18 protein-coding genes and 2 pseudogenes are annotated in these 23,835 nt (G+C 48.2%); 10 read left to right on the forward strand and 10 right to left on the reverse strand.

Going from position 1 to position 23,835, the window contains the following annotated elements:
- The first annotated feature begins 57 nt into the window (after nt 1–57).
- Both LZD49_RS22555 and LZD49_RS22560 read left to right on the forward strand, forming a co-directional pair.
- Entirely contained in the window at nt 58–261 is a 204-nt protein-coding gene (locus LZD49_RS22555) for a hypothetical protein (protein WP_234669932.1), read from the forward strand.
- Nucleotides 258–653, forward strand: coding sequence for a type II toxin-antitoxin system VapC family toxin (locus tag LZD49_RS22560; RefSeq protein WP_234669933.1), 396 nt, complete (start codon nt 258–260; stop codon nt 651–653). Before LZD49_RS22555 ends, LZD49_RS22560 begins: the two co-directional genes overlap by 4 nt.
- Nucleotides 654–664: 11 nt before the next feature.
- Here the strand turns inward: LZD49_RS22560 and LZD49_RS22565 are convergent, their stop codons facing one another.
- Entirely contained in the window at nt 665–1,426 is a 762-nt protein-coding gene (locus LZD49_RS22565) for a LexA family transcriptional regulator (RefSeq protein WP_234669934.1), read from the reverse strand.
- Nucleotides 1,427–1,562: 136 nt separating this feature from the next.
- Between LZD49_RS22565 and dinB the strand changes: the two genes are divergently transcribed.
- Nucleotides 1,563–2,792 carry a DNA polymerase IV gene (gene dinB / locus LZD49_RS22570; RefSeq protein ID WP_234669935.1) on the forward strand — a complete coding sequence of 410 codons (1,230 nt, stop codon included), beginning with the start codon at nt 1,563–1,565 and terminating at the stop codon, nt 2,790–2,792.
- A 1-nt stretch (nt 2,793) separates the two neighbouring features.
- Here dinB and LZD49_RS22575 read toward each other — a convergent pair.
- Nucleotides 2,794–3,015: pseudogene (locus LZD49_RS22575) on the reverse strand (HigA family addiction module antitoxin); the annotation flags it as partial.
- 2 nt (nt 3,016–3,017) lie between these two features.
- Nucleotides 3,018–3,179, reverse strand: a pseudogene (locus LZD49_RS22580) (type II toxin-antitoxin system RelE/ParE family toxin); the annotation flags it as partial.
- Between the two features lie 59 nt (nt 3,180–3,238).
- Here LZD49_RS22580 and LZD49_RS22585 point away from each other — a divergent pair.
- On the forward strand, nt 3,239–6,208 hold the full coding sequence (locus LZD49_RS22585; RefSeq protein ID WP_234669936.1) for a DNA polymerase III subunit alpha: 2,970 nt from the start codon (nt 3,239–3,241) through the stop codon (nt 6,206–6,208).
- On the opposite strand, the gene LZD49_RS22590 is transcribed toward LZD49_RS22585, so the two are convergent.
- On the reverse strand, nt 6,205–7,461 hold the full coding sequence (locus LZD49_RS22590) for a hypothetical protein (protein ID WP_234669937.1): 1,257 nt from the start codon (nt 7,459–7,461) through the stop codon (nt 6,205–6,207). The genes LZD49_RS22585 and LZD49_RS22590 overlap by 4 nt on opposite strands.
- Nucleotides 7,462–7,627: 166 nt before the next feature.
- On the opposite strand from LZD49_RS22590, the gene LZD49_RS22595 reads away from it, so the two are divergent.
- The 3 genes from LZD49_RS22595 to LZD49_RS22605 all read left to right on the forward strand — a co-directional run bounded on the left by LZD49_RS22595 (nt 7,628) and on the right by LZD49_RS22605 (nt 11,783).
- Nucleotides 7,628–8,113, forward strand: a complete 486-nt coding sequence (locus LZD49_RS22595; protein WP_234669938.1) for a hypothetical protein — start codon at nt 7,628–7,630, stop codon at nt 8,111–8,113.
- Nucleotides 8,114–8,192: 79 nt separating this feature from the next.
- Nucleotides 8,193–8,816 carry a GyrI-like domain-containing protein gene (locus LZD49_RS22600; RefSeq protein ID WP_234669939.1) on the forward strand — a complete coding sequence of 208 codons (624 nt, stop codon included), beginning with the start codon at nt 8,193–8,195 and terminating at the stop codon, nt 8,814–8,816.
- A 156-nt stretch (nt 8,817–8,972) separates the two neighbouring features.
- Entirely contained in the window at nt 8,973–11,783 is a 2,811-nt protein-coding gene (locus LZD49_RS22605) for a pitrilysin family protein (protein WP_234669940.1), read from the forward strand.
- A 277-nt stretch (nt 11,784–12,060) separates the two neighbouring features.
- On the opposite strand, the gene LZD49_RS22610 is transcribed toward LZD49_RS22605, so the two are convergent.
- The 3 genes from LZD49_RS22610 to LZD49_RS22620 all read right to left on the reverse strand — a co-directional run bounded on the left by LZD49_RS22610 (nt 12,061) and on the right by LZD49_RS22620 (nt 15,435).
- Nucleotides 12,061–12,294 (reverse strand): DUF3820 family protein, encoded by a 234-nt coding sequence (locus LZD49_RS22610; RefSeq protein ID WP_234669941.1) that lies wholly within the window; start codon nt 12,292–12,294, stop codon nt 12,061–12,063.
- 13 nt (nt 12,295–12,307) lie between these two features.
- On the reverse strand, nt 12,308–13,777 hold the full coding sequence (locus LZD49_RS22615) for a nicotinate phosphoribosyltransferase (protein ID WP_234669942.1): 1,470 nt from the start codon (nt 13,775–13,777) through the stop codon (nt 12,308–12,310).
- A 173-nt stretch (nt 13,778–13,950) separates the two neighbouring features.
- The gene (locus tag LZD49_RS22620; RefSeq protein ID WP_234669943.1) at nt 13,951–15,435 is read right to left on the reverse strand and encodes a glycine--tRNA ligase; all 1,485 of its coding nucleotides are present in this window, start codon (nt 15,433–15,435) and stop codon (nt 13,951–13,953) included.
- Between the two features lie 272 nt (nt 15,436–15,707).
- On the opposite strand from LZD49_RS22620, the gene LZD49_RS22625 reads away from it, so the two are divergent.
- From LZD49_RS22625 to LZD49_RS22635, 3 genes are all read left to right on the forward strand, one after another.
- On the forward strand, nt 15,708–18,104 hold the full coding sequence (locus LZD49_RS22625) for an ABC transporter permease (protein WP_234669944.1): 2,397 nt from the start codon (nt 15,708–15,710) through the stop codon (nt 18,102–18,104).
- Between the two features lie 170 nt (nt 18,105–18,274).
- The gene (locus tag LZD49_RS22630; RefSeq protein WP_234669945.1) at nt 18,275–20,650 is read left to right on the forward strand and encodes an ABC transporter permease; all 2,376 of its coding nucleotides are present in this window, start codon (nt 18,275–18,277) and stop codon (nt 20,648–20,650) included.
- 193 nt (nt 20,651–20,843) lie between these two features.
- Nucleotides 20,844–23,246, forward strand: a complete 2,403-nt coding sequence (locus LZD49_RS22635; protein WP_234669946.1) for an ABC transporter permease — start codon at nt 20,844–20,846, stop codon at nt 23,244–23,246.
- Here the strand turns inward: LZD49_RS22635 and LZD49_RS36135 are convergent.
- The 3 genes from LZD49_RS36135 to LZD49_RS22645 are packed head-to-tail and all read right to left on the reverse strand — an operon-like array spanning nt 23,198 to nt 23,823.
- On the reverse strand, nt 23,198–23,497 hold the full coding sequence (locus LZD49_RS36135) for a DUF5615 family PIN-like protein (RefSeq protein WP_409021345.1): 300 nt from the start codon (nt 23,495–23,497) through the stop codon (nt 23,198–23,200). The genes LZD49_RS22635 and LZD49_RS36135 overlap by 49 nt on opposite strands.
- Nucleotides 23,466–23,615, reverse strand: a complete 150-nt coding sequence (locus tag LZD49_RS22640) for a hypothetical protein (RefSeq protein ID WP_234669947.1) — start codon at nt 23,613–23,615, stop codon at nt 23,466–23,468. Before LZD49_RS22640 ends, LZD49_RS36135 begins: the two co-directional genes overlap by 32 nt.
- Nucleotides 23,616–23,667: 52 nt before the next feature.
- Nucleotides 23,668–23,823 carry a DUF433 domain-containing protein gene (locus tag LZD49_RS22645; RefSeq protein WP_310590502.1) on the reverse strand — a complete coding sequence of 52 codons (156 nt, stop codon included), beginning with the start codon at nt 23,821–23,823 and terminating at the stop codon, nt 23,668–23,670.
- Between the last annotated feature and the right edge of the window lie 12 nt (nt 23,824–23,835).

Below are 23,835 nucleotides of genomic sequence, written 5' to 3' on the forward strand. Positions count from 1 at the left end.
GAATTGCAATAGTGATTAATTAACTTTGGATATTCATAAATGTTAAATAATCACGCTATGCAATACACAATTAAAGTGGACATCGTCAGTGACAAAGCATTAGATCTTTTAAAGAACCTCGAAGATCTGCACCTTATTCGCCTGCACGAAAGCAGCCTACAAGTTAAGGATACAAGCGCCATACGCTTCCTGAAAGGCAAAATGACGAAACAATCTCCCGAGGAAATCGAGCGTCAGTTTAAAGAACTGCGCGGTAAATGAATCAAGCCTATCTCTGGGATACCAATATTGCCGTTTACTATCTCCAACAACAGCTTCCTCCCTACGCGGAGAAGGTGCTGGATGAGATTGCCCAAAGTACTCGAATCTGTTTTTCGATAATCACGGAAATAGAATTATTCGGCTGGAAAACAGCCACTCCCTTTGACTTTGATTTAATTAGTCTATTTGTAGACCTATGCCTTTTATTTGAAGTCGATAAGGATATCAGGAAAAAAGCTGCGGAGCTGCGGAGACGACACAACTTGGAATTACTCGACGCCATTATCGTAGCGACCGCAATAGTTCATGGAATGACCTTAATTACAAACAATACCGTAGATTTCGCTGCTATCGAAAATCTGCGCTTGCTTAATCCTTTTGATCCGCAATAGTCATTACAACCCTATTTAACGAGCTTCTTCATCTCCTGCCTCAACTCCCGCATTTCCTGATGCAGGCTTAGCAAGCTTATTTCCGTTTTATCTGCTTCAAGATCGAAACTCAATTTACTATTCACCTGCCAAACCTCGCGGATTTCGTTGCGATCGACGCGAATGGGCGCGTAATCAGGATTGAGCGAAATGAGATTGACGTATGACGAATCCTTTTCCTTTCTGAGTTTCTTGACCAACACACTTTCGACCGTGACGATCACGTACATATTCTTGTCGCTTAGACCATCCCAGTCGTCCACTGCGCGGGCCCAAATCCATTCGCCGGATTGCAGCGCGGGCATCATACTATCGCCATCCACCTGAAAGCCTCTGAATGTGGCGTTGCGGTATTCCGGAAGCGGAATTGTGAACGCAGGCAGGCTCTCAAACCATTGGGCATCGCCGATATTGTTAGGATACCCCGCGGCGGCCTTCGCGCTGACAAGCACAATATTGTCCTTGCCAGCCTGATCGACCGTTACGACCTTAGGATTGACAAACACGCGGTCGGTGTAGAGGTATTTCTGAGAACTGTCGCCAAACAGCCAGAGCGGATTGATATGGTACTTTTTGAGCAGTTCTTTTACCACCTGCCCGGGGATGCGCGTGCGGCCGCGCTCGATATCGGCCGTAGTGGCACTGATCCCTAATTCCTCCGCAAACGCCGATTGAGTCAGGTTAAGCTCTTCCCTGACTTGCTTAAAACGCCTGTATTCCTCATCAATCGCCATTTTCGTGTGCTTGTTATTGGTTGACCATTCCTTGATATCTCAAACCTACAAAAATTTTGGAATATTTCCTTTTAACAGATGGATATGATCCATATATTTGGAATAAATCCATAATTTTGTAAAAACTCCAAATACAGTGGACCGTGCGATATTACATTTTGACCTGGATACCTTTTTCGTATCCGTAGAACGCAAGCTGGACAGCCAGCTCGAAAACAAACCTATTCTGGTGGGAGGAACGGGCGATCGGGGAGTTGTAGCGGCCTGCAGTTACGAGACGAGGAAATTTGGCGTACACTCGGGTATGCCTATGAAAATGGCCAAAATGCTTTGTCCGGAAGCAACGGTGATCCGAGGGAACGGGGAAACATATTCAAAGCATTCCAAGGTGGTTAGCGAGATTATCAGTGAAAATGTGCCCGTATTCGAGAAAGCAAGCATCGACGAGTTCTATGCGGATTTGTCGGGAATGGACAAGTATCACAATTGCTATGGAATGGCGAGCGAGCTCCGTCAGCGCATTATCCGGGAAACCGGCCTGCCTATTTCCTTTGGTCTTTCAACCAACAAGCTGGTTTCAAAGGTCGCGACGGGGGAGGCCAAACCCAATAATCAGTTGCAAATAGAAGCCGGGCAGGAAAAACCTTTTCTCGCGCCAATGGAAGTGCAGAAAATACCGATGGTAGGTGAAAAGATGAACCGGACATTAAACAACCTCGGCATCCGGTATGTCAAAACAATCCAGGAAATGCCGATGGAAGTGATGGGACAGGTTTTGGGTAAAAATGGCATCGGGCTCTGGAACCGGGCCAACGGGCGCGACGACTCCCCGATTATCCCTTTCCACGAGCGCAAGTCCATTTCCAGCGAGCGCACTTTCGGGCGCGACACCGGCGACGTGCGCAAAATGCGGGAAATGGTGAGAGCAATGGCCGAAACGCTTGCATTCCAGTTGCGGACGGGCAATAAACTGACATCCTGCGTCTCGGTAAAAATCCGCTATTCCGATTTCAATACATTTTCAAAACAGCTGAAAATAGCATATACCTCGGCTGACCACGTGCTTATTCCGCATATCGAACGGCTATTCGACCAGCTTTATAACCGGCGGATGATGGTCAGGCTTGTAGGGATCAGTTTCAGCGACCTCGTGACGGGTAACTACCAGATCAACCTGTTCGACGACACGGAAGAGCGGCTGAACCTGTATCAGGCGATGGATTACATTAAAACCAAATATGCTTATAACAAGGATGGTGATCAGATCCTGACCTGGGCAAGTACCATGGGAATCTCAGATATCGGCGCTATGGGAAACCCGTTCAACGGCGAACCACCGATTATCCCGGCGCACCGGAATGCTTAGCTTACGCAGCCTCAGACCGCAATGTTTTTATTTTACTCAATTCCTCGAAAATCAAATGCTGTTCTTCTTCCAAGTCATAATCATCCTGCAAGCCCAGCCAGAATTTGGGTGTTGTCCCGAAATATTTGCTGAAACGCAATGCTGTGTCGGCTGTGATACGTCTCCGCCCTTTGATAATTTCACTGATGCGCGTCTGAGGAATACCAGTGTCCTTCGCCAACCGGCTAAATGGTTTGACGGAGGAATGCGCAGATCTGCCAGGTTTTGTGAGTTATGAAGCATTCTTAATTTCCTTCTGCCCACTTGTTGTATTTCCAACGGCATTTTTCCGACCCTCTCTCCAAGCCATATTTTTTCGGCGTCCTTGGATGAAAAATTTAAGATCATACCGACTCGCGTTAGTGACGTCAAAAGTAAGTATCCGGTTTCGTATTTTTCAAATACTCATGCTACTCAACTGTCACTCTTATTTTAGCCTTCGTTTTGGGACGATTCCGGAGGATGATCTGCTGGCGCTTTGCCGGGAGAATGGGTACGACTGTGTCGCGCTGACGGATATCAATAATACATCGGGATGCCTGAATTTTATCCGGATGGCGCCGAAGTTTGATATCAAACCCATTGTAGGTATCGATTTCCGGAATGGCGTGACGCAGCAATTCGTGGCGCTGGCGAAAAATAATGCTGGTTTTCAGACGATCAATGCATACTTGTCGGCACACAAGCAAGCAGGCATTCCCTTTCCTGACCGTGTGCCGGAAATGGAAGACGTCGCAATCATCTATCCATTTGAAAAACTAAATAAAGAGCGGCGCGAACAATTCACGCCCAATGAATATATCGGTATTTCCGTTCAGGATCTGGATAAACTGCATTATTCGCCATTGCACCGGTTCCGCGACAGGCTCGTTATTCAGCAGCCGTTGACGTTTCGGAACAAAAAGGATTTCAATGCGCACCGCCTGTTGCGGGCCATTGACGGCAATACTTTATTGAGCAAGCTCTCTTCTGACGAAACAGGCCGTGAAAGTGAACAGATCTTGCAGGCAAAGGTTTTGGAATACCATTTCAAACAAAAAGACTTCCGGGTAATCCTCGAAAACACACGCAAACTAATGGACGAATGCAATATCCATTTCAGTTTCGGTCATGAACGCGAGCATCAGAACCTGAAAGTGTTTACTAAAAGTGAAGAAGAGGATTTCAAGAAACTGCGGTCGATGAGCTACCAGGCTCTGGGTTACCGGTATGGAGACAATATTACTGACGAGATCTTCGACCGCATTGCCAAGGAGCTGGACATGATCCGGCAACAGAATTTTGTACCGTTTTTCCTGGTCAACCACGATATTGTAAGCTACGCCCGCCGCAAAAACTATTATTACGTCGGACGGGGAAGCGGCGCGAACAGCATTATTGCCTATTTGCTCAATATTACAAATGTCGACCCGATCGAGCTCGATCTGTATTTCGAGCGGTTTATTAACCTGCACCGTAAAAACCCACCCGATTTCGACATCGATTTTTCGTGGCGCGATCGCGAGGATGTTACGCAATATATATTCGATACTTATGGTCAAAACGGGCAGGCTGCCTTGCTGGCTACGTACAATACATTCCAGCACAACGCCGCCGTGCGCGAGCTTGGCAAGGTGTTTGGTTTGCCCCCGTATGAAATTGAGGCCTTGCTTAATGGAAAATACGATCCCCGGAAACTCGATCAACTTTCGGGCCTGGTAATCAGATATGCCGATTATCTGCAAACCAATAACCAGCCGAACCACCTGAGCATTCATGCGGGCGGGATTCTGATTTCGGAACGGCCTATGCATTACTTTACGGCTACCGATGTCCCGCCGAAGGGTTTTCCGACCACGCAATTTGATATGGTCATTGCGGAAGACGTGGGACTAAACAAATACGACATTCTGGGCCAGCGCGGATTGGCGAAGATCAAGGAAACGCTGGAAATCATTCGCTATAACCGTCCCGAAGCGACCGATTTCGACATCAACGACGTCAAAAAATTCAAAACGGATTCTAAAATCAATGACCTGATCCGACAGGCGCAATGCATTGGCTGTTTTTACGTGGAGTCACCGGCAATGCGGATGCTTCTCAAAAAGCTGGAAGTGGATAATTACCTGGGTTTGGTGGCCGCCAGTTCCATCATCCGACCGGGCGTGGCCAAAAGCGGGATGATGCGTGAATATATCCTGCGCCACCGCCATCCCGAAAAACGGAACGAAGCACATCCGCGATTGCTGGAACTGATGGAGGAGACCTATGGCATTATGGTGTACCAGGAGGACGTGATCAAGGTAGCGCATTACTTTGCCGGTCTCACATTGGGCGAAGCCGACGTGATCCGCAGGGGCATGAGCGGGAAGTTCCGTGGACGAGAAGAATTTGACCGGGTCAAAAAAAAATACTTCACAAACTGCCGGAGCAAGGGTTACGATGATAGCATGACAATGGAAATCTGGAATCAAATTGCCAGCTTTGCCGGATTCGCGTTTGCAAAAGGGCATTCTGCCTCCTACGCCGTGGAGAGTTACCAGACACTGTTTCTGAAAGCGTATTTTCCCTTGGAATTTCTGGTAGCTGTGCTCAACAACGGTGGCGGCTTTTACGCGTCCGAGCTGTATGTGCACGAAGCGCGGATGCTGGGTGCCACTGTCCACGCGCCTTGCGTAAACCATAGCAGTGCCCAGGCGACCATCGAAGGAAACCAGATTTACCTCGGAATGCAGTTTCTGAATGACCTGGAAGCCAATACAATTGAACGGATATTGGTTGCACGCGGGCAGGATGGGGCATTTACTTCGCTGAATGATTTTCTGGACCGGGTGCCAATATCGATCGAGCAACTCACGATCCTGATCCGGATCGACGCATTTCGATTTACAGAAGTCGACAAAAAGACATTGCTGTGGAAGGCACACTTCCGGCTGAGTACAACGCCGGTAAAAGTACCGCAAAAGCAATTGTTCCACACCGAAATCAAAGACTTCGAACTGCCGACATTTCATTCCTCCATTTTGGACGACGCCTATGATCAGATCGAATTATTGGGATTTCCGCTGTGCAGTCCGTTTAATTTGTTGAAGAATCCGCTACCTAAAAGTGTGATGGCGCGCGATTTGCACAATTATGTGAATCAGGAAGTGATGCAATATGGTTACCTGGTGGCACTCAAAAATACCCGGACAGCCCGAGGTGAGTCCATGCAATTCGGTACATTTCTGGATTATGAAGGACAATTTATCGACACAGTTCATTTTCCGTCTGCCGCAACCAGCGTCAATGCGTCTGTCAAGGGTGTTTACAAAATACGCGGCGTGGTTACCGAGGAATTTGGCTTTCTCACAGTCGAAGTGTTGGAAATAACCCGGATGGAGTCGGCAGTCCGCTAGGCCTTCGTAGGATTGACTTCCCTAATCAGTTCAATAAATAACCAGATCAGCAAGGCGTTGCGTATATTCAGAATGACAACCATAGGCAATTGCTTCGAGACCAGGCTGTAATAATGGCCCGGAAATATCATGACCGTGAGCATTAACGCAATTATAAAAATCAAAAACGCCTTGAATCTGCAAAAGGGGATTAACGGCAATAACCAGACCATGTATTGCGGAGAGAAAACCTTGTTCAGGAGGATAAACAGCAGTATCTGAGCTGCCATCGCGGGGATTAGCCAGGAATGCGGTACCGCCCCAGCGCGTTGCGAGGCGGTGTAAAAGGACCGCGCCAGATAGGCGGTCATCACTACAAAGCAAATGGGGGTGCCTATGCTCGTAAGTTTCAAAATGTCGGCCGACAATGGGGTGATCAGATGCATGGCGCCGAAAGTATGTTCAATGTCGAGCCCGATAATGCCGGCACTTTCCAAAAGCAGCAAAATCCCGCCTGCAAGGCTCTCGATCTGGATGCCCCTGAGCAGATGATAATGCATAAAATCGAAAGCCTGATCCATCTCAACGAACCTAGTACAGCATACGATCGCCATACAAACACATATAAAGCCCGCAAATTGCCACAGCAATTTTCCCCAACCGCCATTGAATAAGCAGTAGACTACAAATACCGGAACCAATACAATCGCATAAAGCTTCGCCGCTACGGAAGCCATTAGCCATATGCCGGAGAAGAATGGTTTATTTGAAATACAAAAAATGGCCAGGATCGTTAGTAATGCAGGAAAAGGGTCGAAACGAAAGAGGAAAACGGGCAAGAAGAAGAGCATTGCCATGAAGTATCGCGGAAGCGCTTTGCCTTGTATATCCATTTTACCGATAACCGTCGCGATCATCAATCCCAGCGTCAGGTTTTGCACAACAAACCAAAAAACATAACTCTGAAATGAACCGCCTGCCAGCTTGCTCAAAATACCCGGAATCACGATCGGGATCAGCGTAAGAATCGGATATTCAAGGCGAAAGTCGCGAAAAGGCACCTCACCGTCAAGTATCTTCATCGCGGTGTTCCGGTAAAGCTTCAGGTCCTGGATATGCTCGCCGAACCTGAAAAGCAGGTAGTAGCTTTCCAAACCAAGGAAAACAAGAACCGCAAGTAAAGCCAGCGAATGGGCTGGAGTCCTGGTAAGATGCTTTCGAAAAACAGAACTATCCGCGACAATCTGCAATCCGGGGATTCTAAATTCAGTCATAGATCGGAACGTATTTGCGGGGTGACATCCTTTGAGGTGTGGTCAGCGCGCATTAAAAGCCTGTCCGGATAATTCTCCGGTTACATTTCCGTTTTCAATCTGTTTATGAAGATTTCACATAAAACTAGCATCTTTTACTTATTTACCAAACAATCCGCCGCTAACTATGATGACAATACGAAGTGCATTCGCTCTGCTCGTAATCGCCTCCCTTCTTTCCTGCTCAGGTAAATCCGGGCCCGATGACGGCCAAACCGCCGATACCGCAACAGAAGATACGGCTGCGAAGACTGGCGCCGTCGAATGTTTTGCGTACAAAATGCAAAAAGACTCGGCACTCCTGCGCCTTGAAATCGCCGACAATGCCGTCTCCGGCGAGCTCTCGTATGCACTTTATGAAAAGGATCGCAACCAGGGAAGCATTGCCGGAATAATACATTCCGACACCATTTTCGCCCGCTATACATTCGCTTCGGAAGGTAGCACATCGGTGCGGGAAGTTGCTTTTCTGAAATCCGGATCGGGTTGGATAGAGGGTTTTGGTGATGTCGTCGACTCTTCGGGCGTGCTGATCTTCAAAGACCGCTCCAAGCTGAATTTCGAAAAAGGCATGCAATTCGAACCGGCTGAATGTGCTCGGGGTGCGCAATAATTTTTAAGGGTTACTGTCATACTGTTGTCAGTGGCAGACCATTTATTGCGGTAATTACTAACCTGAAACCGTTTTAGTCATGGAGAAAGTGGATCTTACCAAACAGTTTAAAAGTTACTACAACGCAAAATCAAAACCGGAACTAACCCACATCGAAAAGGCACATTATCTTTCCATTCAGGGGAAAGGAGATCCTTCCGGTGAGGATTTCGCACAAAAGATACAGGCGCTTTACCCCGTTGCCTATGCATTGAAGTTTGCATTTAAAGCGAAGGGCAAAGATTTCATCGTAGCAAAGCTCGAAGGGCTGTGGTGGTATGACGAAAACCTTTACAGTGGCATCTCAATCGCCGATTCACCCAAAACAATTCCACGAAGTGAATGGGAATACCGGCTGTTGATCCGCATTCCGGACTATGTAGGCCGGACAGATGTGGAATCGGCGATAGCAAACAGCTTGGAAGCCAAAGGGCTGGCGAAGATTCGGGAAGTGTCATTTTTTGAAATGGAAGAAGGGGATGTTGTTCAGATGCTGCATCTGGGGCCGTTTAATACCGAGCCGGAAACGCTGGTAAAGATCAATGATTTTATTACGGCCAACAGTCTTCAACGAAACGGCTTACACCATGAGATATATCTGTCCGACTTCCGGAAGACATCTCCCGACAAACTGAAAACTATTCTGCGCGAGCCTGTTAAATAACTAACAGTTACACCATTTACAGAAAATAATCCGCCGGTTCGTCGTTTACGATACCGGCATTCTTTTTAAAAAACATTTGCAGCGCAGTCTTTGCAATCGCAATCTTTAACGATATATTTCGCGTTTCCTGAATAATATCAAATTAAAATTAGAAAAATGAAAAAGGCGTTCATAGCATTATGCTTGGCCGGATGGAGTTTCATGGTTGTCGCTACGGCGTCAGCACAAAACCTGAGCTCCCAAAAAGTCTCTCTCGATCCCAGTGTGAAGACCGGAAAATTAAAAAACGGAATTACCTACTACATCAAAAAGAATTCAGAGCCCAAAAACCGGGCTGAACTTAGGCTCGCAGTAAAAGCTGGCTCGGTGCTCGAAACGGACGCACAGCAGGGTCTGGCACACTTCATGGAGCACATGAATTTCAACGGAACGACGCATTTCCCAAAAAATGAGCTGGTCAATTTCCTTCAAAAAACCGGCGTGCGCTTCGGGGCCGACCTGAATGCGTATACCGGCTTCGATGAGACAGTATACATGTTGCCAATCCCTACCGATTCGGCCGGCTTGCTGGAAAAAGGTATTCAGGTACTGGAAGACTGGGCGAACGGTGCCTTGCTTGACCCGTCGGAAATTGAAAAAGAGCGTGGTGTGGTACTCGAAGAGTCGAGAATGGGGCGCGGGGCGCAGCAACGAATGCGTGACAAGTTTTTAAAAGTCATTCTCAACAACTCCCGTTATGCCGAGCGATTGCCGATCGGGAAAGACAGCATCCTTAAAAGCTTTAAACCTGAAACGATCAAGGCATTTTATGAGGACTGGTACCGTCCCGATCTCATGGCGGTCATCGCGGTGGGCGATTTTGATGTTGCGAAGGTGGAAAGTTTGATTACGCAAAAATTCAGCTCCATCAAACCGCCTATTACTCCCAAGAAACGCACCCACTACGATATCCCACTCGACGGGTCTACCAAAGTGGCAATCGTGACCGACTCCGAATATCCTCAAAACCTGATCCAGCTGATTTACAAACTGCCTAACAGCAAGGAAAAGACCTTGCAGGATGTACGCAACAATTTTGCGCAGGAACTCTACAATGCCATGATGGGCCAGCGCATTCAGGAGCTTACGCAAAAGGCTAACCCACCATTTCTTTACGGTGTAACCGAATACGGCGACTTTCTCGGGAATTTAGATTCCTACACATCAATGGCGCTTGCCAAAGATGCGGCTTCCATGAAAACAGCACTGGCGACTTTGCTGGAAGAAAATGTTAGAGTCCAGAAATTTGGCTTCACCCAGCCTGAGCTTGACCGTGCCAAAAAGGACTTTTACAACAGCATTGAAGAATATTATAAGGAAAGAGATAAGACAAAGTCGGCCGTCCATGTGTCGGAATATTTGGATCATTTTCTCCACGATAAGCCCTTTATGGGCGCAGAAGCCTATTTTGAGTTTGTGAAAAAACACCTTGACGGCGTAACGCTGGCAGAAGTGAATGGTTTGGCAAAAAAATACATTACCGATAAAAACAGGGCGGTGGTGATTATGGGCCCTGAAAAAAGTAAGGACGCATTGCCTACCGAAGCTGAGATCCGCTCGCTGCTCAATGACGCCGGCAAGGATGTAACGGCTTACGTGGATGATGTCGTGGATGCGCCATTACTGAAAACGGAACCGACACCAGGCAAAGTCACGGCAGAAAAAACACTGGATAAGCTCGGTGTAACCGAACTCACCCTTTCTAATGGCGTGAAAGTCCTGTTGAAACCTACGGATTTTAAGAACGACGAGATTCTGATCAAGGCAACTGCCAAGGGTGGCTATTCACTTTTTCCGGGTGAGCGCGAAACGGGTATTTTCACCAGCTACTTAGTCCAATCTGGCGGTGTAGGGCCATATAACCAAACCCAACTGCAAAAATTCCTCGCAGGCAAGACTGCGAGCGCAGGCCCATACGTAAGCGAGCTCACCGAGGGCATCGGCGGAAATACCAATCCCAAGGACCTCGAAACCACTTTGCAACTGATATATGCCTACTTCACTGAGCCGCGCAAGGACGCCGATGTCGTGACGGGTATCCTCGCAAACCAAAAGGCATACCTGGAAAACATGCAAAAAACGCTGACGCCCGAGAAAGTATATTCGGATTCATTGAATGCAGTGCTGACAAGTCATAACCCCAAACGCCAGCCCCTAAAACCCGAAAGTATCGACAAAGTAAGTCTTGACCGGGCATTCGAAATCTACAACAACCGCTTCTCCGATGCATCTGATTTCGTATTCACTATCGTAGGGGCGTTCAAGCCGGAAACCATCAGGCCTCTGATTGAAAAATACCTGGGGAGCCTCCCATCGAGCGACCGCGAGGATACTTTCAGCCACCCCAACATCTTCCCGCCAAAAGGCCGGATCGAAAAGGTGATTTACAAAGGTCTGGAACCCAAAAGCCGCGTGACGCTCGTTTCCAGTGGTGAATACGATTACAATCCTGAAAACAATATCCAAATAGAGGCATTACAGGAGGTTTTACAGATCAAACTGATCGAATCGCTCCGCGAGGAAGAAAGTGGCGTTTACGGTGTGAGTGTTTCGGAAGGCACTGATAAATTCCCGACTGGCCATTATCGCTTCTCCGTCGGCTTTGGTTGTGCGCCCGAGAATGTAGATAAGCTGGTTAAACGAACTCAGGAAGAAATCGCCAAAATTAAACAGAATGGTGCCGATTTGAAAGATATCGAAAAGTTTGTGGCAGAAACCCGACGCAAAACCGAGACGGCCATCAAAACAAATGGCTTCTGGCTCGATTATCTGGACGATAACACCTTCCTAGGCGACGATCTTAATGAAATTTTCGAGCAGGACCGCCTGTTGAAATCGGTTACCGTGGAAAGCACCAAAGTTGCGGCTCAAAAGTACTTCAATGATGATAACTTCATCAAAGTGGTGCTGATGCCGGAGAAAAAGTAGTAACCGGATATACTCTGGCCAAAGCCGATCACCCATGCTACCAACCCAGGGCACAAGCCCTGGGTTGGTAGCATGCCATCAGGACTGGGACGATCTGACGAGATGCTGCGGGCTTCGGCCCAAGTCCGCTCCCCCATAGCCCAACCGTCTGGCAAAGGTGCTAAACTCATCGTCAGAGCTCTGTTTGTCATGATGTTGCTGCTGCGACGGTACCCACTGGCTGCATGAACCAGATACACCTCGTGACATGCGACTGATGTATAGATAATGCGATCGACTAGGCCAGCTTCCTCAACCCTTGAATCAAGGATTCCAACCCGTTCATCTTGATTTCGAGCATAGTACCCAACAACATGCCTAGTTTACCAGATGGAAAGCCTTCGCGGTAGAACCATTCCAGGTATGAAACGGGGAGGTCGGCGATGATGTGATCTTTGTATTTGCCGAAGGGCATTTTGTAGGTAATGAGATCTTTGAGAATCTCGCTGTTGGGATGAGTTAATTCTTGCATAATAACGTTGGTGTCACGCCTCGTTGCCGGCGCGAAGTTTGAAAATCAAATTGGTTTTTAAATCAAATAACGCTCTTTCAAGGCCTACGGGATAGGTATGCGGGTTTACAAATCGCTTTATTCCCTTATAAAAATGTGCCAGTTGCTCTTGCAAACGCTTCCGCGTGTCGTGAACTGAAGGTCGATCATAGATCAGTTGCCCTCCGGTGAAAATGGGGACGAGCAAATCTTCAAATGACACCGATTCGTCGAACGACCTATGCTTGGTAAAATCATACGGATCAACCATCGTCGCCTTTCCTCTCAGCGGTGTTTCAATATTGAATATCATATCCGAAACAAAACCGCTTGAATCCCTGAACCTTCTGACCTGCTGGATACCCGGCGTTGACACTTTAATCGCCTGCTCCGACAATTTCAGCTTGTAATCCCACTCGCCCGAATCTGTTCGGATCGCGGCGAGTTTGAAAACACCACCCAATGCGGGCTGGTCAAATGCGGTGACGAGTTTTGTGCCGATCCCCCATACATTTATTTTGGCTCCCTGGACTTTCAAGCTGTCCATAATGTATTCATCGAGGTCGTTGCTGGCCACAATGCTGGTTTTTTCGAAACCTGCTTCGTCCAGTATTTTCCTCGCTTCAATGCTCAGATAGGCCAGGTCACCGGAATCGAGGCGGATACCACCGAGGTCGTAGCCAGTAGCCCGCAAGTGCTTCCCTACTTCCACCGCGTGCCGCACGCCATTCAGGGAATCGTAGGTATCCACCAGCAAAGTGACATTATTGGGCATGTACTTTGCGTAGGTTTCAAATGCTTCAAGCTCGGAATCAAAAGACATTACCCAACTGTGCGCGTGTGTTCCTTTTACCGGTATACCATATAGTTTACCTGCCAGTACATTGGAAGTAGCATCAAACCCGCCTATATATGCGGCCCGGCTGGCGGTTACTCCACCGTCCGGCCCTTGTGCGCGGCGTAACCCGAATTCTAGTAGCGCATCCCCTTTTGCAACAAGGCGCATTCTCGCGGCCTTGGTAGCAACCAGCGACTGGAAGTTAATCAGGTTCAGCAAAGGCGTTTCCAGCAACTGACATTGCAAAATAGGCCCTTGAATACGTAATAGCGGCTCGTTTGGAAATACTATAGTACCTTCCGGAATGGCGTCGATGCTGCATTGCAACTCCATTTTACGAAGGTAATCGATGAAGCCATCGTCAAAAAGCTTGTTGCCATCGCTTCCGCTCAACGAGCCGATGTAGGTCAGATCTTCCTCACTGAAGCGGTATTCCTGCAGATATTCGATTACACTGCTAAGGCCACACGCCACAGTGAAACCGCCGTGAAAAGGATGTTTTCTGAAGTAGAGATTGAAAACGGCTTCTTGTTCGGCTTTCCCTGCTTTCCAATAGCCATAGGCCATGGTAAGCTGGTACAAATCCGTCAATAAGCTCATGGAAGTGTCGTATAGCTGATTGATCATTTTCAGGGGCAATTTAGATGTCAAACCCCCTAATTACTAAAAAATCCCTACTATTTGCACTTAAAATGATTTTAGAGACAGTCCGGTTATTCAGCGGAACTGCGATTGCAGCCAAAAACAAAACGGGACTACCTTTCAAAAGTAGCCCCGTTCGTAGGATTTATTGAAATCGATCAGATTGCCTCGAGAATTCTCTCAATAGCCACCTGATAACCGATTTTTTCTTTCAATTCGCTGATATGGACGCGTTCCTGCTCCATCGAATCACGATGGCGGATGGTTACGGTGTCGTCTTCCATGGTCTGATAATCCACCGCGATACAGAACGGTGTACCGATCAGGTCCTGACGGGTATAACGCTTCCCGATCGCCGCGCCATCATCATAAGTTGTGCGGAATGACGATTTCAGTGAATTGGCCAGCGCCTGCGCTTTTTCTGCCAAGCCATCTTTCTTAACCAACGGAAGCACCGCTACTTTAAAAGGTGCGAGTGCCGGGTGGAGTTTCAGATAAGTACGTTCCTTGGCAATCTCACCTTCGCCTACGGTTTCCACCGTGTAAGCGTTACAGAATGCGGCCAGGAACAGGCGGTCGGCCCCAACGGATGTTTCGACTACGAAAGGAATGTAGTTTCCGTAAGGTTTGCCATTCTCATCAAGTTCGGCGTCAAAGTACTGTTGTTTTTTCTTCGAAAGTTCCTGGTGGTTGCGCAAATCGAAATCGGTGCGGGAGTGAATACCTTCGATTTCACGGAAACCGAATGGGAATTCGAATTCGATATCCACCGCTGCATTGGCGTAATGCGCCAGCTTTTCGTGATCATGAAATTTCAACTTCTCAGCAGGCAGGCCGATCGCCTTGTGGAATTTGATACGGGCCTCTTTCCATTTGTCATACCATTCCATTTCAGTACCGGGGCGCACAAAGAATTGCATTTCCATTTGTTCGAACTCCCGCATACGGAATGTGAACTGGCGCGCCACGATCTCGTTCCGGAAAGCTTTGCCGATCTGTGCGATACCGAATGGAACCTTCATACGGCCGCTTTTTTGCACATTCAAAAAGTTCACAAAAATACCCTGCGCGGTTTCAGGACGCAGGTAAATGGTGCTGGCTTCTTCGGCTACTGAACCTACCTGCGTGCTGAACATCAGGTTGAACTGGCGGACGTCAGTCCAGTTAGCGGTTCCCGAAACGCCGCATTTGATATCCTCGGCGATAATAAGCTCGCGAACGCCAGACAAATCTTCCGCGCTTAACAAACGGCCCATTTCAGCCAATAATGCTTTTGCTTTTTCTGGTTGACCGTCTTGTTCATATTGCTCAGCTTTGCCTTCGAGCAACTGATCGGCACGGTAACGCTTTTTGGAATCCTTGTTATCGATCATCGGATCGCTGAAACCATCGATGTGGCCGGATGCTTTCCAGGTGAGCGGGTGCATGAAAATCGCCGCGTCTATGCCCACGATATTGTCGTGTAGCTGCGTCATAGCCTTCCACCAGGCGCTTTTCAGGTTGTTTTTCAGCTCAACACCGTTTTGACCATAATCGTAAACGGCTTGTAATCCATCATATATTTCGGAAGAAGGGAACACGAAACCGTATTCCTTCGCGTGCCCAACAATGTCTTGCAAAGAGGTAGCAGGTGCCTGGCTCATTCTATTCGTTTAAAAATCAAAGAAAAAAGACTATTAAATCCATCAAAATCATGAATTTGGCAAAATTAGGGATTTTGATGGCATTGCGCATTCATCCCCGGATTGATTTCAAGTCTTAATTTTTCGAGAACGCGCGTGCGCCGCTGAACAGGATTGTCCGCTAGTGAACAGGCTAACGCACGTTTTTTAGCATAAACCACTAATAATCAACCGGAAACAGCATTGGCATATAATTTACTTGTTATCTGGCACTGACTAACAAACCTTGACTTATGCTATTCAACTACCTCAAAATATCCATCCGGAACTTCCGCAAGCAGCCGTTGTTCAGCGGCCTGAACATTTTCGGACTTGGCATCGGCATCGCAGCCGTGTGGTTAATGGTGCTTTACGTGGCCGACGAACTCAGCTACGACCGCTTCCACGCCAAAGCCGATCGCGTTTTCCGCGTGACGCAGGAGGCACAATGGGCTACCGGCAGTTTCAGGCTTGCCCCTACTTCGGCACCATTTGCACAGGCATTGCAAAACGAATATCCCGAAATAGAAAAGACCGTTCGCATCAGCACGGAGGGTGGAGGCAAAATCCGGTTTGGAGAAAAGCAGGTCGACGCTCATGATATCTACTTTACCGATGCTTCGATTTTTTCGGTATTCTCCTACCCTTTCCTGTACGGCGACCCGGCCACCGCGCTGCGCGAACCACAGAAGATTGTATTGACCAAGACCCTCGCGACCCGGATATTCGGCGACGCATCCAGAGCAATGGGGCAAACGGTGTTTTTCTCCAACGACTATCCCAACACGGTAACCGGTGTCATCGAGGATGCGCCTGTCAACTCGCATTTGAATTTCAGCGCGTTACGTTCGCTGCCGCCCGATTACACCGGCGGGTGGCAGGACGGCGATATTTATACTTACCTGCTGCTTAAAGAAGGGACCGATGCTCGCAAGCTCGAAGCCAAATTCCCGTCTTTTTACGCCAAATATTTGCAAAAACAAATGGATAATGCCAATTATCACATGGCATTGCAGCCGCTAACATCCATTCACCTGCATTCAAATCTCGAATATGAGATGAGCACCAATGGCAATATCAATACAGTCTATATTTTCTCGGCCATTGCGCTGCTGATCCTGATCATCGCCTGCATTAACTATATGAACCTTTACACTGCACGCTCATTGAAACGAGTGCGTGAAGTGGGTGTGCGGAAAGCGATTGGCTCGCAGCGCTTACAGTTGATCGGCCAGTTTCTGACAGAGTCGTTTATGATGACTTTTCTGGCAGGATTGATGGGATTTCTGCTTGCCAAAGCCGCGCTGCCGTTCTTTAACGACCTTGCCGAGAAGTCACTAAGCCTGCAATTCCGTAACAATGATATGGCTACACTTGGCATTGCTGCGGCATTCCTGCTGTTAATAGGGCTGCTCAGTGGCTTGTATCCTGCGCTGATGCTTTCGGGCTACCGGCCAGTAGTTGCTTTGAAAGGACAACTCGGTAGCCAGTCGGGCGGTGCGGGTTTCCGGCAATCGCTGGTGGTGTTTCAGTTTGCGGCCACGGTTGTGATGATCGCCTGCTCAGGCATTGTTTATAAGCAGATCCGCTATGTCAACCATAAAGATTTGGGTTTCAACAAAGACCAGGTGCTGACCTTCCATATCGATAAGAATGAGGTGCGCAGCCAGGTTGGCGCATTGAAGGAAAAGCTCGAACAGAACCCAGTAATTGAAAGCGCCGCGGCCGCCAGCAACCCGATTGGCGGTAATTTCATCGGTTCTGCGGCATTGTTCGTAGAAACAGATAATGGCGAGATCCCGTCGACCACCCAAATGACGCAGCGGTTTATGGCCGATGCCGATTACCTGAGAACCATGGAGATCAAACTGCTCCATGGCCGCGATTTTGTCAAAAACTCTCCCGCCGACCTCGCAGGCTCCGTGCTCGTGAATGAAGCGCTTGTGAAAAAGCAAGGCTGGGCCAATCCTATCGGGAAAAAGATGCGTTACCCTGCGGATAAAGACGGAAATGTGAAAGAACTGACCATAGTAGGCGTAACTAGCGATTTTCACATTTATTCCCTTCAACACAAGATTGAACCGCTGGTGATCCAGCTCGCGCCACCTTCGGAGCAGGACAACCTTTATGTTCGCATCAATCCCGCAAAAATGTCCGAAGCACTGGCCTACATTAGCAGTATCTATAAAGGATTCGACCCGGAAGCGACTCCTGAATTTCAATTCCTGGATGAGAATTTTGCTAAACAATATCAGGCAGAGCAGCGGCAGGGCAATATTTTACTGGTATTCGCGATACTCGCTGTCGTAATAGCATGCCTCGGCCTTTTCGGACTCGCGGCATTTGCCGCCGAAGCGCGCACAAAGGAGATCGGCGTACGGAAAGTGCTCGGCGCTAGCATCCAGGATGTGGTATTAATGCTCTCCCGCGATTTTGTCAAGCTAGTCCTGATCGCAATTGCCATCGGAACGCCCATCGCAGCTTATGCCATGCACAAATGGCTGCAAAACTTCGAATACCGCGAGACATTATCATGGTGGGTATTCGCACTGGCAGGCGTCATCGCGATAGTGATCGCATTGGCCACGGTAAGTTCGCAAGCGCTGAAATCGGCATTAACGAATCCGGTTAAGGCATTGAGAGCGGAGTAGGGCCTGTGGCCGACCATCGACCGCCGACCGCTGACCGCCGATGGCATGCTGCCCATAACAAGTAAATGGTTATTCATAACGACTGACCTTGATCCATGGACCACCCTACCCGCAGTCGGCGGTCCATGGTCGGCCGTCGGCGGTCGCCCCAATCGTCACTTAACATCCCCATGCTAAAAAACTACCTTAAAATCGCAATCCGCAACCTCTGGAAGCACAAACTGTTTTCGCTGATCAATATTGGTGGACTAGGGCTTGCTATGACATTCTGTTTCATCCAGCTGATACAGGTGCAAAGCACTTTTGAGAAAGATACCTTTCACCCCTTCCCGGATCGCACATACCGTATTCTTACCGATGCAACCGGCAAGGATGGCAAGGTTTACCGGCTTGCGTCGACGCCGTTTCCCCTTGGGCAGCAATTGCAGGATGGGCAAAGCATTGTCGAGAAAGTCGTGCGTGTCAACCGCACATTTGCGGGCGATCTCAGTAATGGGGTCAAAACTTTGCGAACCAACGGGCTTTATGCCGATTCTTCTTTTTTTGAGGTATTTGGATTCAAACTTGAAAAAGGTACCCCTGCTACTGAGCCGAGAACCGCCGTGCTGACCTGTGACATGGCTGAACGCTTTTTCGGTACTGTGAATCCTGTTGGAAAGACGCTGACCAACAAAGATTTTGGAAGCATTACCATCACCGGTGTGCTCAAATCCATTGATCCTTACCAAACGCACCTGCAAGCGGACATGGTGCTGTCGATGGCTACATTACCGTTGATCAAATCGGATTTAAATACGAATAACTGGCTGGACTACAACTCCTATACTTTTGTACTTCTGACAAAAGGTGCATCGCGCGATGCACTGGACCGCGTGCTCACCGGCATTGCGAGTGAGAATCATAAAACCATCGATTTCAAAGAAATCAAAAGTCATACATTCCGTAGCCAGGCCTTATCTGAAATTTCGCCTGACTACGAAAACTTGCTGAACAATCCCTATGTGGAGCCGATCTGGAAAATTACAGTCGGCCTGCTGATTCCGCTGATCATCATCACGTTGGCTGGTTTCAACTATATCAATCTTACGCTCACCCGCTCACTTGGCCGGGCACGTGAGGTGGGTGTACGGAAGGTAGCCGGCGCGAAAAGGCGGCAGCTTATTTTCCAGTTCCTGATCGAAACAATGATCATAGCCTTTCTTGCATTGGGTATCGGTTATCTCGGGCTGCTACTCATGCAGGCTAATGTACACGTCCGCTGGCTTACCTGGCAGGTTAATGACAACCGTTTGCTATGGCTCGTTTTTATCCTTTTTACGCTCATTACAGGATTTCTTGCCGGGCTTTTACCAGCGAGGATACTGTCGGGCTACCAGCCTGTCAACATCTTGAAAGGCGAAACGGTGACAGGCGGTATTGGCAAGCTTGGTTTTAGAAGAGTGCTCATCATCGTTCAGTTTGTGGTAGCGCTGGTATTTATGACAGGCACAGGCATTATGAATAGCCAGTTTAAATATATGGCCACCGATAACGAGAATTTTAACCGAAAAAATATCCTCAATATCCCGCTTGTTGCTGACAGTGATTTTAAATTACTGGGTAATGAAATGTCGAGGCAAGCAGGTGTTAAACGCGTCGGTCTCGCCTCAGCCACTTTCAACGACATGGCGGGCAAGGTAAAGCTTTCCAAACTGACCGAAAAACGAAATGAGGCCTCACAAAAAGAGGCGTATGTATACGCTACTAATGCCGGTTTTATTGAAAATATGCGGCTTAAATTTGTAGCCGGCGAAAATATGCCGGTTAGTTCGGACACCTCGGTGCATTTTGTGGTGCTGAATGAAAATGCAGTCCGTTCCTTGGGTTGGAAAAATGCAAAGGATGTCGTGGGGCAGACCATCGTACTAAACCAGACCGAGGTCATCGTGTCGGGGGTTGTCAAAGATTTTTGCATAATCCGCTATGAATTGCCGGTAATGCCGCTTGTTTTGGCTTTCGATCCGAAGGAAATCAAAGTCATCTCTCTCGAAATAGCGGAAGGCACCGATCCGGAACAGGTCACTGCAGCACTGGCAGCTGTGTGGAAAAAATTTCATCCGCATGAATCCTTCGTCTATTCATGGTACGAGCAGCAATTGTACGACCAGCATGCCGGCGGAGGCGACCAGCAGCTGACAAACATCATGCTATTCCTTGTCTTTGCGATCGCAGCCATGGGGCTTTTAGGTATAGTCACTTATTCGACGGGGCGACGGATCAAAGAAGTAGGTGTGCGCAAAGTCATGGGTGCAAGCGTGGCTCAGATCATGCATTTACTTTCTGCTTCATTTGTCAAAATGATCCTGATAGCCGCCATCATCGCCGTCCCCATCGGTTACCTGCTAGGCTCTCTCTTCCTTAATATTTTTACATACCATGCTACAATAGGCCCAGGCGTATTTTTTAGCTGCCTGGCAGCCCTGCTGACCATCGGCCTTTTCACAATCGGCATTCAAACATACAAAGCCGCAGCAACCAATCCGGCGGAGACATTGCGGAATGATTGATTTTTGATGGCTGACTGTCTATTTCGGGTATGGTATCAATTTTGACCATCGACCATCGACGATAGACCAGGGCAACCCTATCATAACGGTCGTCGGCGGTCAGCCGTCATCCGTCGACCATCATTCCTGTTAAAAATCGTTAAACCGCCTACCGCTGAAAATCAGCGATTTGAAAAACAGTTAGTTTTGGCTCATGCTGAAAAACTACTTCAAAATCGCCTGGCGGAATTTGTTGAAACGCCGCTTTTATTCGCTGGTAACTATCCTGGGTCTGACGGTCGGTATGACATTTTCGTTCCTGATCATAAGCTATATCTGGGGCGAGCTGAATGTGAATGCAGACCTTCGGAATGCTGACAATCAATACATCATCCGCAGCCGTTGGACTAATCCGGATATGGGAATGGACCTTACCACCCTCGGCCCGCTGAGCAAAGCCTTGAAAGCGGATTACCCTAACCTGGTGGCGAACTACTATCGGTACGACGCCATTACCGTGGCCGTTTCCCATGGCGACAAGCATTTCCGGGAAGATGTGCAAACCGGCGATTCCACTTTGCTTGCCATGTACAACTTTCCGTTACTGCACGGCGATGCCCGAACCGCGTTGAATGCACCGAACTCCATAGTAATCACCGAAAATAAGGCTTTGAAATACTTTGGGCGATCGAATGTGGTCGGGGAGTCGCTGACGCTGCATAACTTCATGGGCGGCAAGCAGGAGTATCAGATCATGGCGGTCATGAAAAATCCTTCATTCAATTCCGTTACCCACTTGCTGAATAGTCCGGCGGAAATTTTCTTTCCATTCAGCAGCTTGGAAGGTCGGAAAGGCTCCGAAGACAATTGGGGATTCGCTTTTATGGTCAATTATATTGAGCTTAAAAACGGGGTCACACCGGAGGATCTGGCCAAACCTATCGCACAGGAAATCGCTACGCACACACCCGATGCTATTAAAGCTAATCTGCAAGTATACCTGACGCCTCTTCGCGACTATTACCGGGAAGCCAACAATGGCATTGTCAGCAAAATGATCCTCACACTTTCTGGCATTACCGCATTCATTATATTGATGGCGATCGTCAACTTCGTCAACATTTTTATTGGCAGTTCTTCGTCGCGCCTCAAAGAAATAGGCGTCCGAAAAGCGCTGGGCGGCCTGAAACGGCAATTGGTGGCACAATTTCTGGCTGAGGCCATTTTACTGGCAATGCTTGCCATGTTGGTTTCAATGGGCCTTTATGCACTGCTTCGGCCAGCATTCGCGGATGTTTTAGGCAAAAACATTGGATCCTTATGGTCGCTGATGCCCTATTCGTTACTCTTGCCGCTCCTATTTGCGCTGGTAACCGGAACACTCGCCGGCCTCTATCCGGCATGGGTGCTTTCGCGCATTCCGTCCGTAGAATCGATGAAAGGGAAATTAAGATCGGTGAAGGATAATATCTTTTTCCGACGTTCGCTCATTGCGGCGCAATTTACAATCGCCCTTTTCGTGATTGCCGGCGCCGGGATAATGGGCAGGCAGGTGGATTATTTTTTCAATAAAAATCTGGGTTACGATAAAGAATCTCTCGTAACCCTCGGCGTGCCCCGCGACTGGACACCCGACGGGCTATCTAAAATGGAGCGCGTGCGCGATGGCCTCAGCAACCTCAAAGAGGTTAAGAGCATTTCGCTTTCTTATGAAATCCCGAATGGCAATGGAGGCGGATATGGTTTATATAAACCCGGCCAGGATTCTACAAGCGCGGTTATGACCACATTTCTACGTACCGACGTTGGCTATGCCAACACCTATAACATGCGCATGCTTGCCGGAAAATTTCTGCAAGAACCCAATACTGCTTATCAACCCGATAACATTGTCCTGAACGAAGCGGCCATCAGATCACTCGGATATGCCAGTGCCCGCGACGCCGTGGGCCAACAGCTCCGTGTACATTTCTACGACAAACCATTAACGATCACAGGCGTGGTACAAGACTTCCATTTTGCATCCATGCACCAGACTATCAAACCACTGGCATTTGCCGATGTACGTGGTACCAACACCTACCGCTACCTGAGCATCCGTCTGCATGCGGGTAACCTTGGCAGCTCAATGAATGTAGTTGAGCAAAAATGGCACGAGCTCATGCCCGACGCGCCATTTGAATACGCATTTATGGATGAAACACTGCAAAAGCTTTACATGACAGAAATGCAGCTCAAAAAGGCATCCCGCATCGCCACTATTCTTTCCGTTGTGATCGTGCTACTGGGTATTTTGGGGATGGTATCGCTGAATGTCGCGCGGCGCACGCGGGAGGTTGGCATCCGGAAAGTGCTTGGCGCTACCAGCTTACACGTGGTATTGCTTTTCCTGAAAGAGTTTCTGGCAATCCTGATAATAGCATTGGCGATTGCGTTCCCGCTTGTGCTATTGCTCGGCAAACAATGGTTAGCGACTTACGCCTACCGCATGGAAATTGGCTGGGATATTTTTGCAGGGATTGGCATTGCATTCGGGGTAATGATCACTGTGCTGGTGGCAACGCAGACTTACAAGACAGCTGTGATGGATCCCGTGAAGAGTTTGCGGAGCGAATGATCAGAAAATGAATCATCAGGATTTAAAAACCTCGTAATATCGAAGTCAGCACTTTGAATGAATTCTTTGATTATCTCGGCTTTATCACTGAGAATATCAGAAAGCACTTTGGTTGAAATATTTCCGGTTCTGATCCAGATGATCTTAGGCGGTTGCGAGAGCTGGTTTATCAATTTGATAAAATCTTCATCGAGCGTGGTTACCGCTTCATAACCATTGTCACGCACATACATTAAAGATGAGGTAATCATCTGCGTCTGTCAATCCAAGCTTTCTGACATGATCCAATACATTGAAATAAGGAGCCAGCAAAGGCGAAATGCGCTGTGAAATATTCTGATCGATCAGAACTTCATGCAGCCATGTCATAAAATGTACGCTTCTGTTGATCCGCAGAAAATTCCAATGCGACAGTGATATCCTAACGTGTCAGTTCCGGAAAGTCAAGCAGTATTTCTACAAATGACATTCCGGACACCAGCCATCGCAAAATATCTTCCACTGTAATGCGCATTCCTCTGATACATGGCTTCCCGCCTCTTTTCCTAGGTTCCAGCGTGACAATATTTTTGTGGATCTACATAGTCAA

The sequence above is a fragment of the Dyadobacter sp. CY261 genome, from assembly GCF_021440085.1.
Lineage (GTDB): Bacteria > Bacteroidota > Bacteroidia > Cytophagales > Spirosomataceae > Dyadobacter.

What these genes read in the sequence shown, in the direction of transcription:
- LZD49_RS22555 (WP_234669932.1), top strand. Translation starts at nt 58, where the DNA reads ATGCAATACACAATTAAAGTGGACATCGTCAGTGACAAAGCATTAGAT.
- LZD49_RS22560 (WP_234669933.1), top strand. Translation starts at nt 258, where the DNA reads ATGAATCAAGCCTATCTCTGGGATACCAATATTGCCGTTTACTATCTC.
- LZD49_RS22565 (WP_234669934.1), bottom strand. Translation starts at nt 1,426, where the DNA reads ATGGCGATTGATGAGGAATACAGGCGTTTTAAGCAAGTCAGGGAAGAG.
- LZD49_RS22585 (WP_234669936.1), top strand. Translation starts at nt 3,239, where the DNA reads ATGCTACTCAACTGTCACTCTTATTTTAGCCTTCGTTTTGGGACGATT.
- LZD49_RS22590 (WP_234669937.1), bottom strand. Translation starts at nt 7,461, where the DNA reads ATGACTGAATTTAGAATCCCCGGATTGCAGATTGTCGCGGATAGTTCT.
- LZD49_RS22595 (WP_234669938.1), top strand. Translation starts at nt 7,628, where the DNA reads ATGATGACAATACGAAGTGCATTCGCTCTGCTCGTAATCGCCTCCCTT.
- LZD49_RS22600 (WP_234669939.1), top strand. Translation starts at nt 8,193, where the DNA reads ATGGAGAAAGTGGATCTTACCAAACAGTTTAAAAGTTACTACAACGCA.
- LZD49_RS22605 (WP_234669940.1), top strand. Translation starts at nt 8,973, where the DNA reads ATGAAAAAGGCGTTCATAGCATTATGCTTGGCCGGATGGAGTTTCATG.
- LZD49_RS22610 (WP_234669941.1), bottom strand. Translation starts at nt 12,294, where the DNA reads ATGCAAGAATTAACTCATCCCAACAGCGAGATTCTCAAAGATCTCATT.
- LZD49_RS22615 (WP_234669942.1), bottom strand. Translation starts at nt 13,777, where the DNA reads ATGATCAATCAGCTATACGACACTTCCATGAGCTTATTGACGGATTTG.
- LZD49_RS22620 (WP_234669943.1), bottom strand. Translation starts at nt 15,435, where the DNA reads ATGAGCCAGGCACCTGCTACCTCTTTGCAAGACATTGTTGGGCACGCG.
- LZD49_RS22625 (WP_234669944.1), top strand. Translation starts at nt 15,708, where the DNA reads ATGCTATTCAACTACCTCAAAATATCCATCCGGAACTTCCGCAAGCAG.
- LZD49_RS22630 (WP_234669945.1), top strand. Translation starts at nt 18,275, where the DNA reads ATGCTAAAAAACTACCTTAAAATCGCAATCCGCAACCTCTGGAAGCAC.
- LZD49_RS22635 (WP_234669946.1), top strand. Translation starts at nt 20,844, where the DNA reads ATGCTGAAAAACTACTTCAAAATCGCCTGGCGGAATTTGTTGAAACGC.
- LZD49_RS36135 (WP_409021345.1), bottom strand. Translation starts at nt 23,497, where the DNA reads ATGATTACCTCATCTTTAATGTATGTGCGTGACAATGGTTATGAAGCG.
- LZD49_RS22640 (WP_234669947.1), bottom strand. Translation starts at nt 23,615, where the DNA reads ATGACATGGCTGCATGAAGTTCTGATCGATCAGAATATTTCACAGCGC.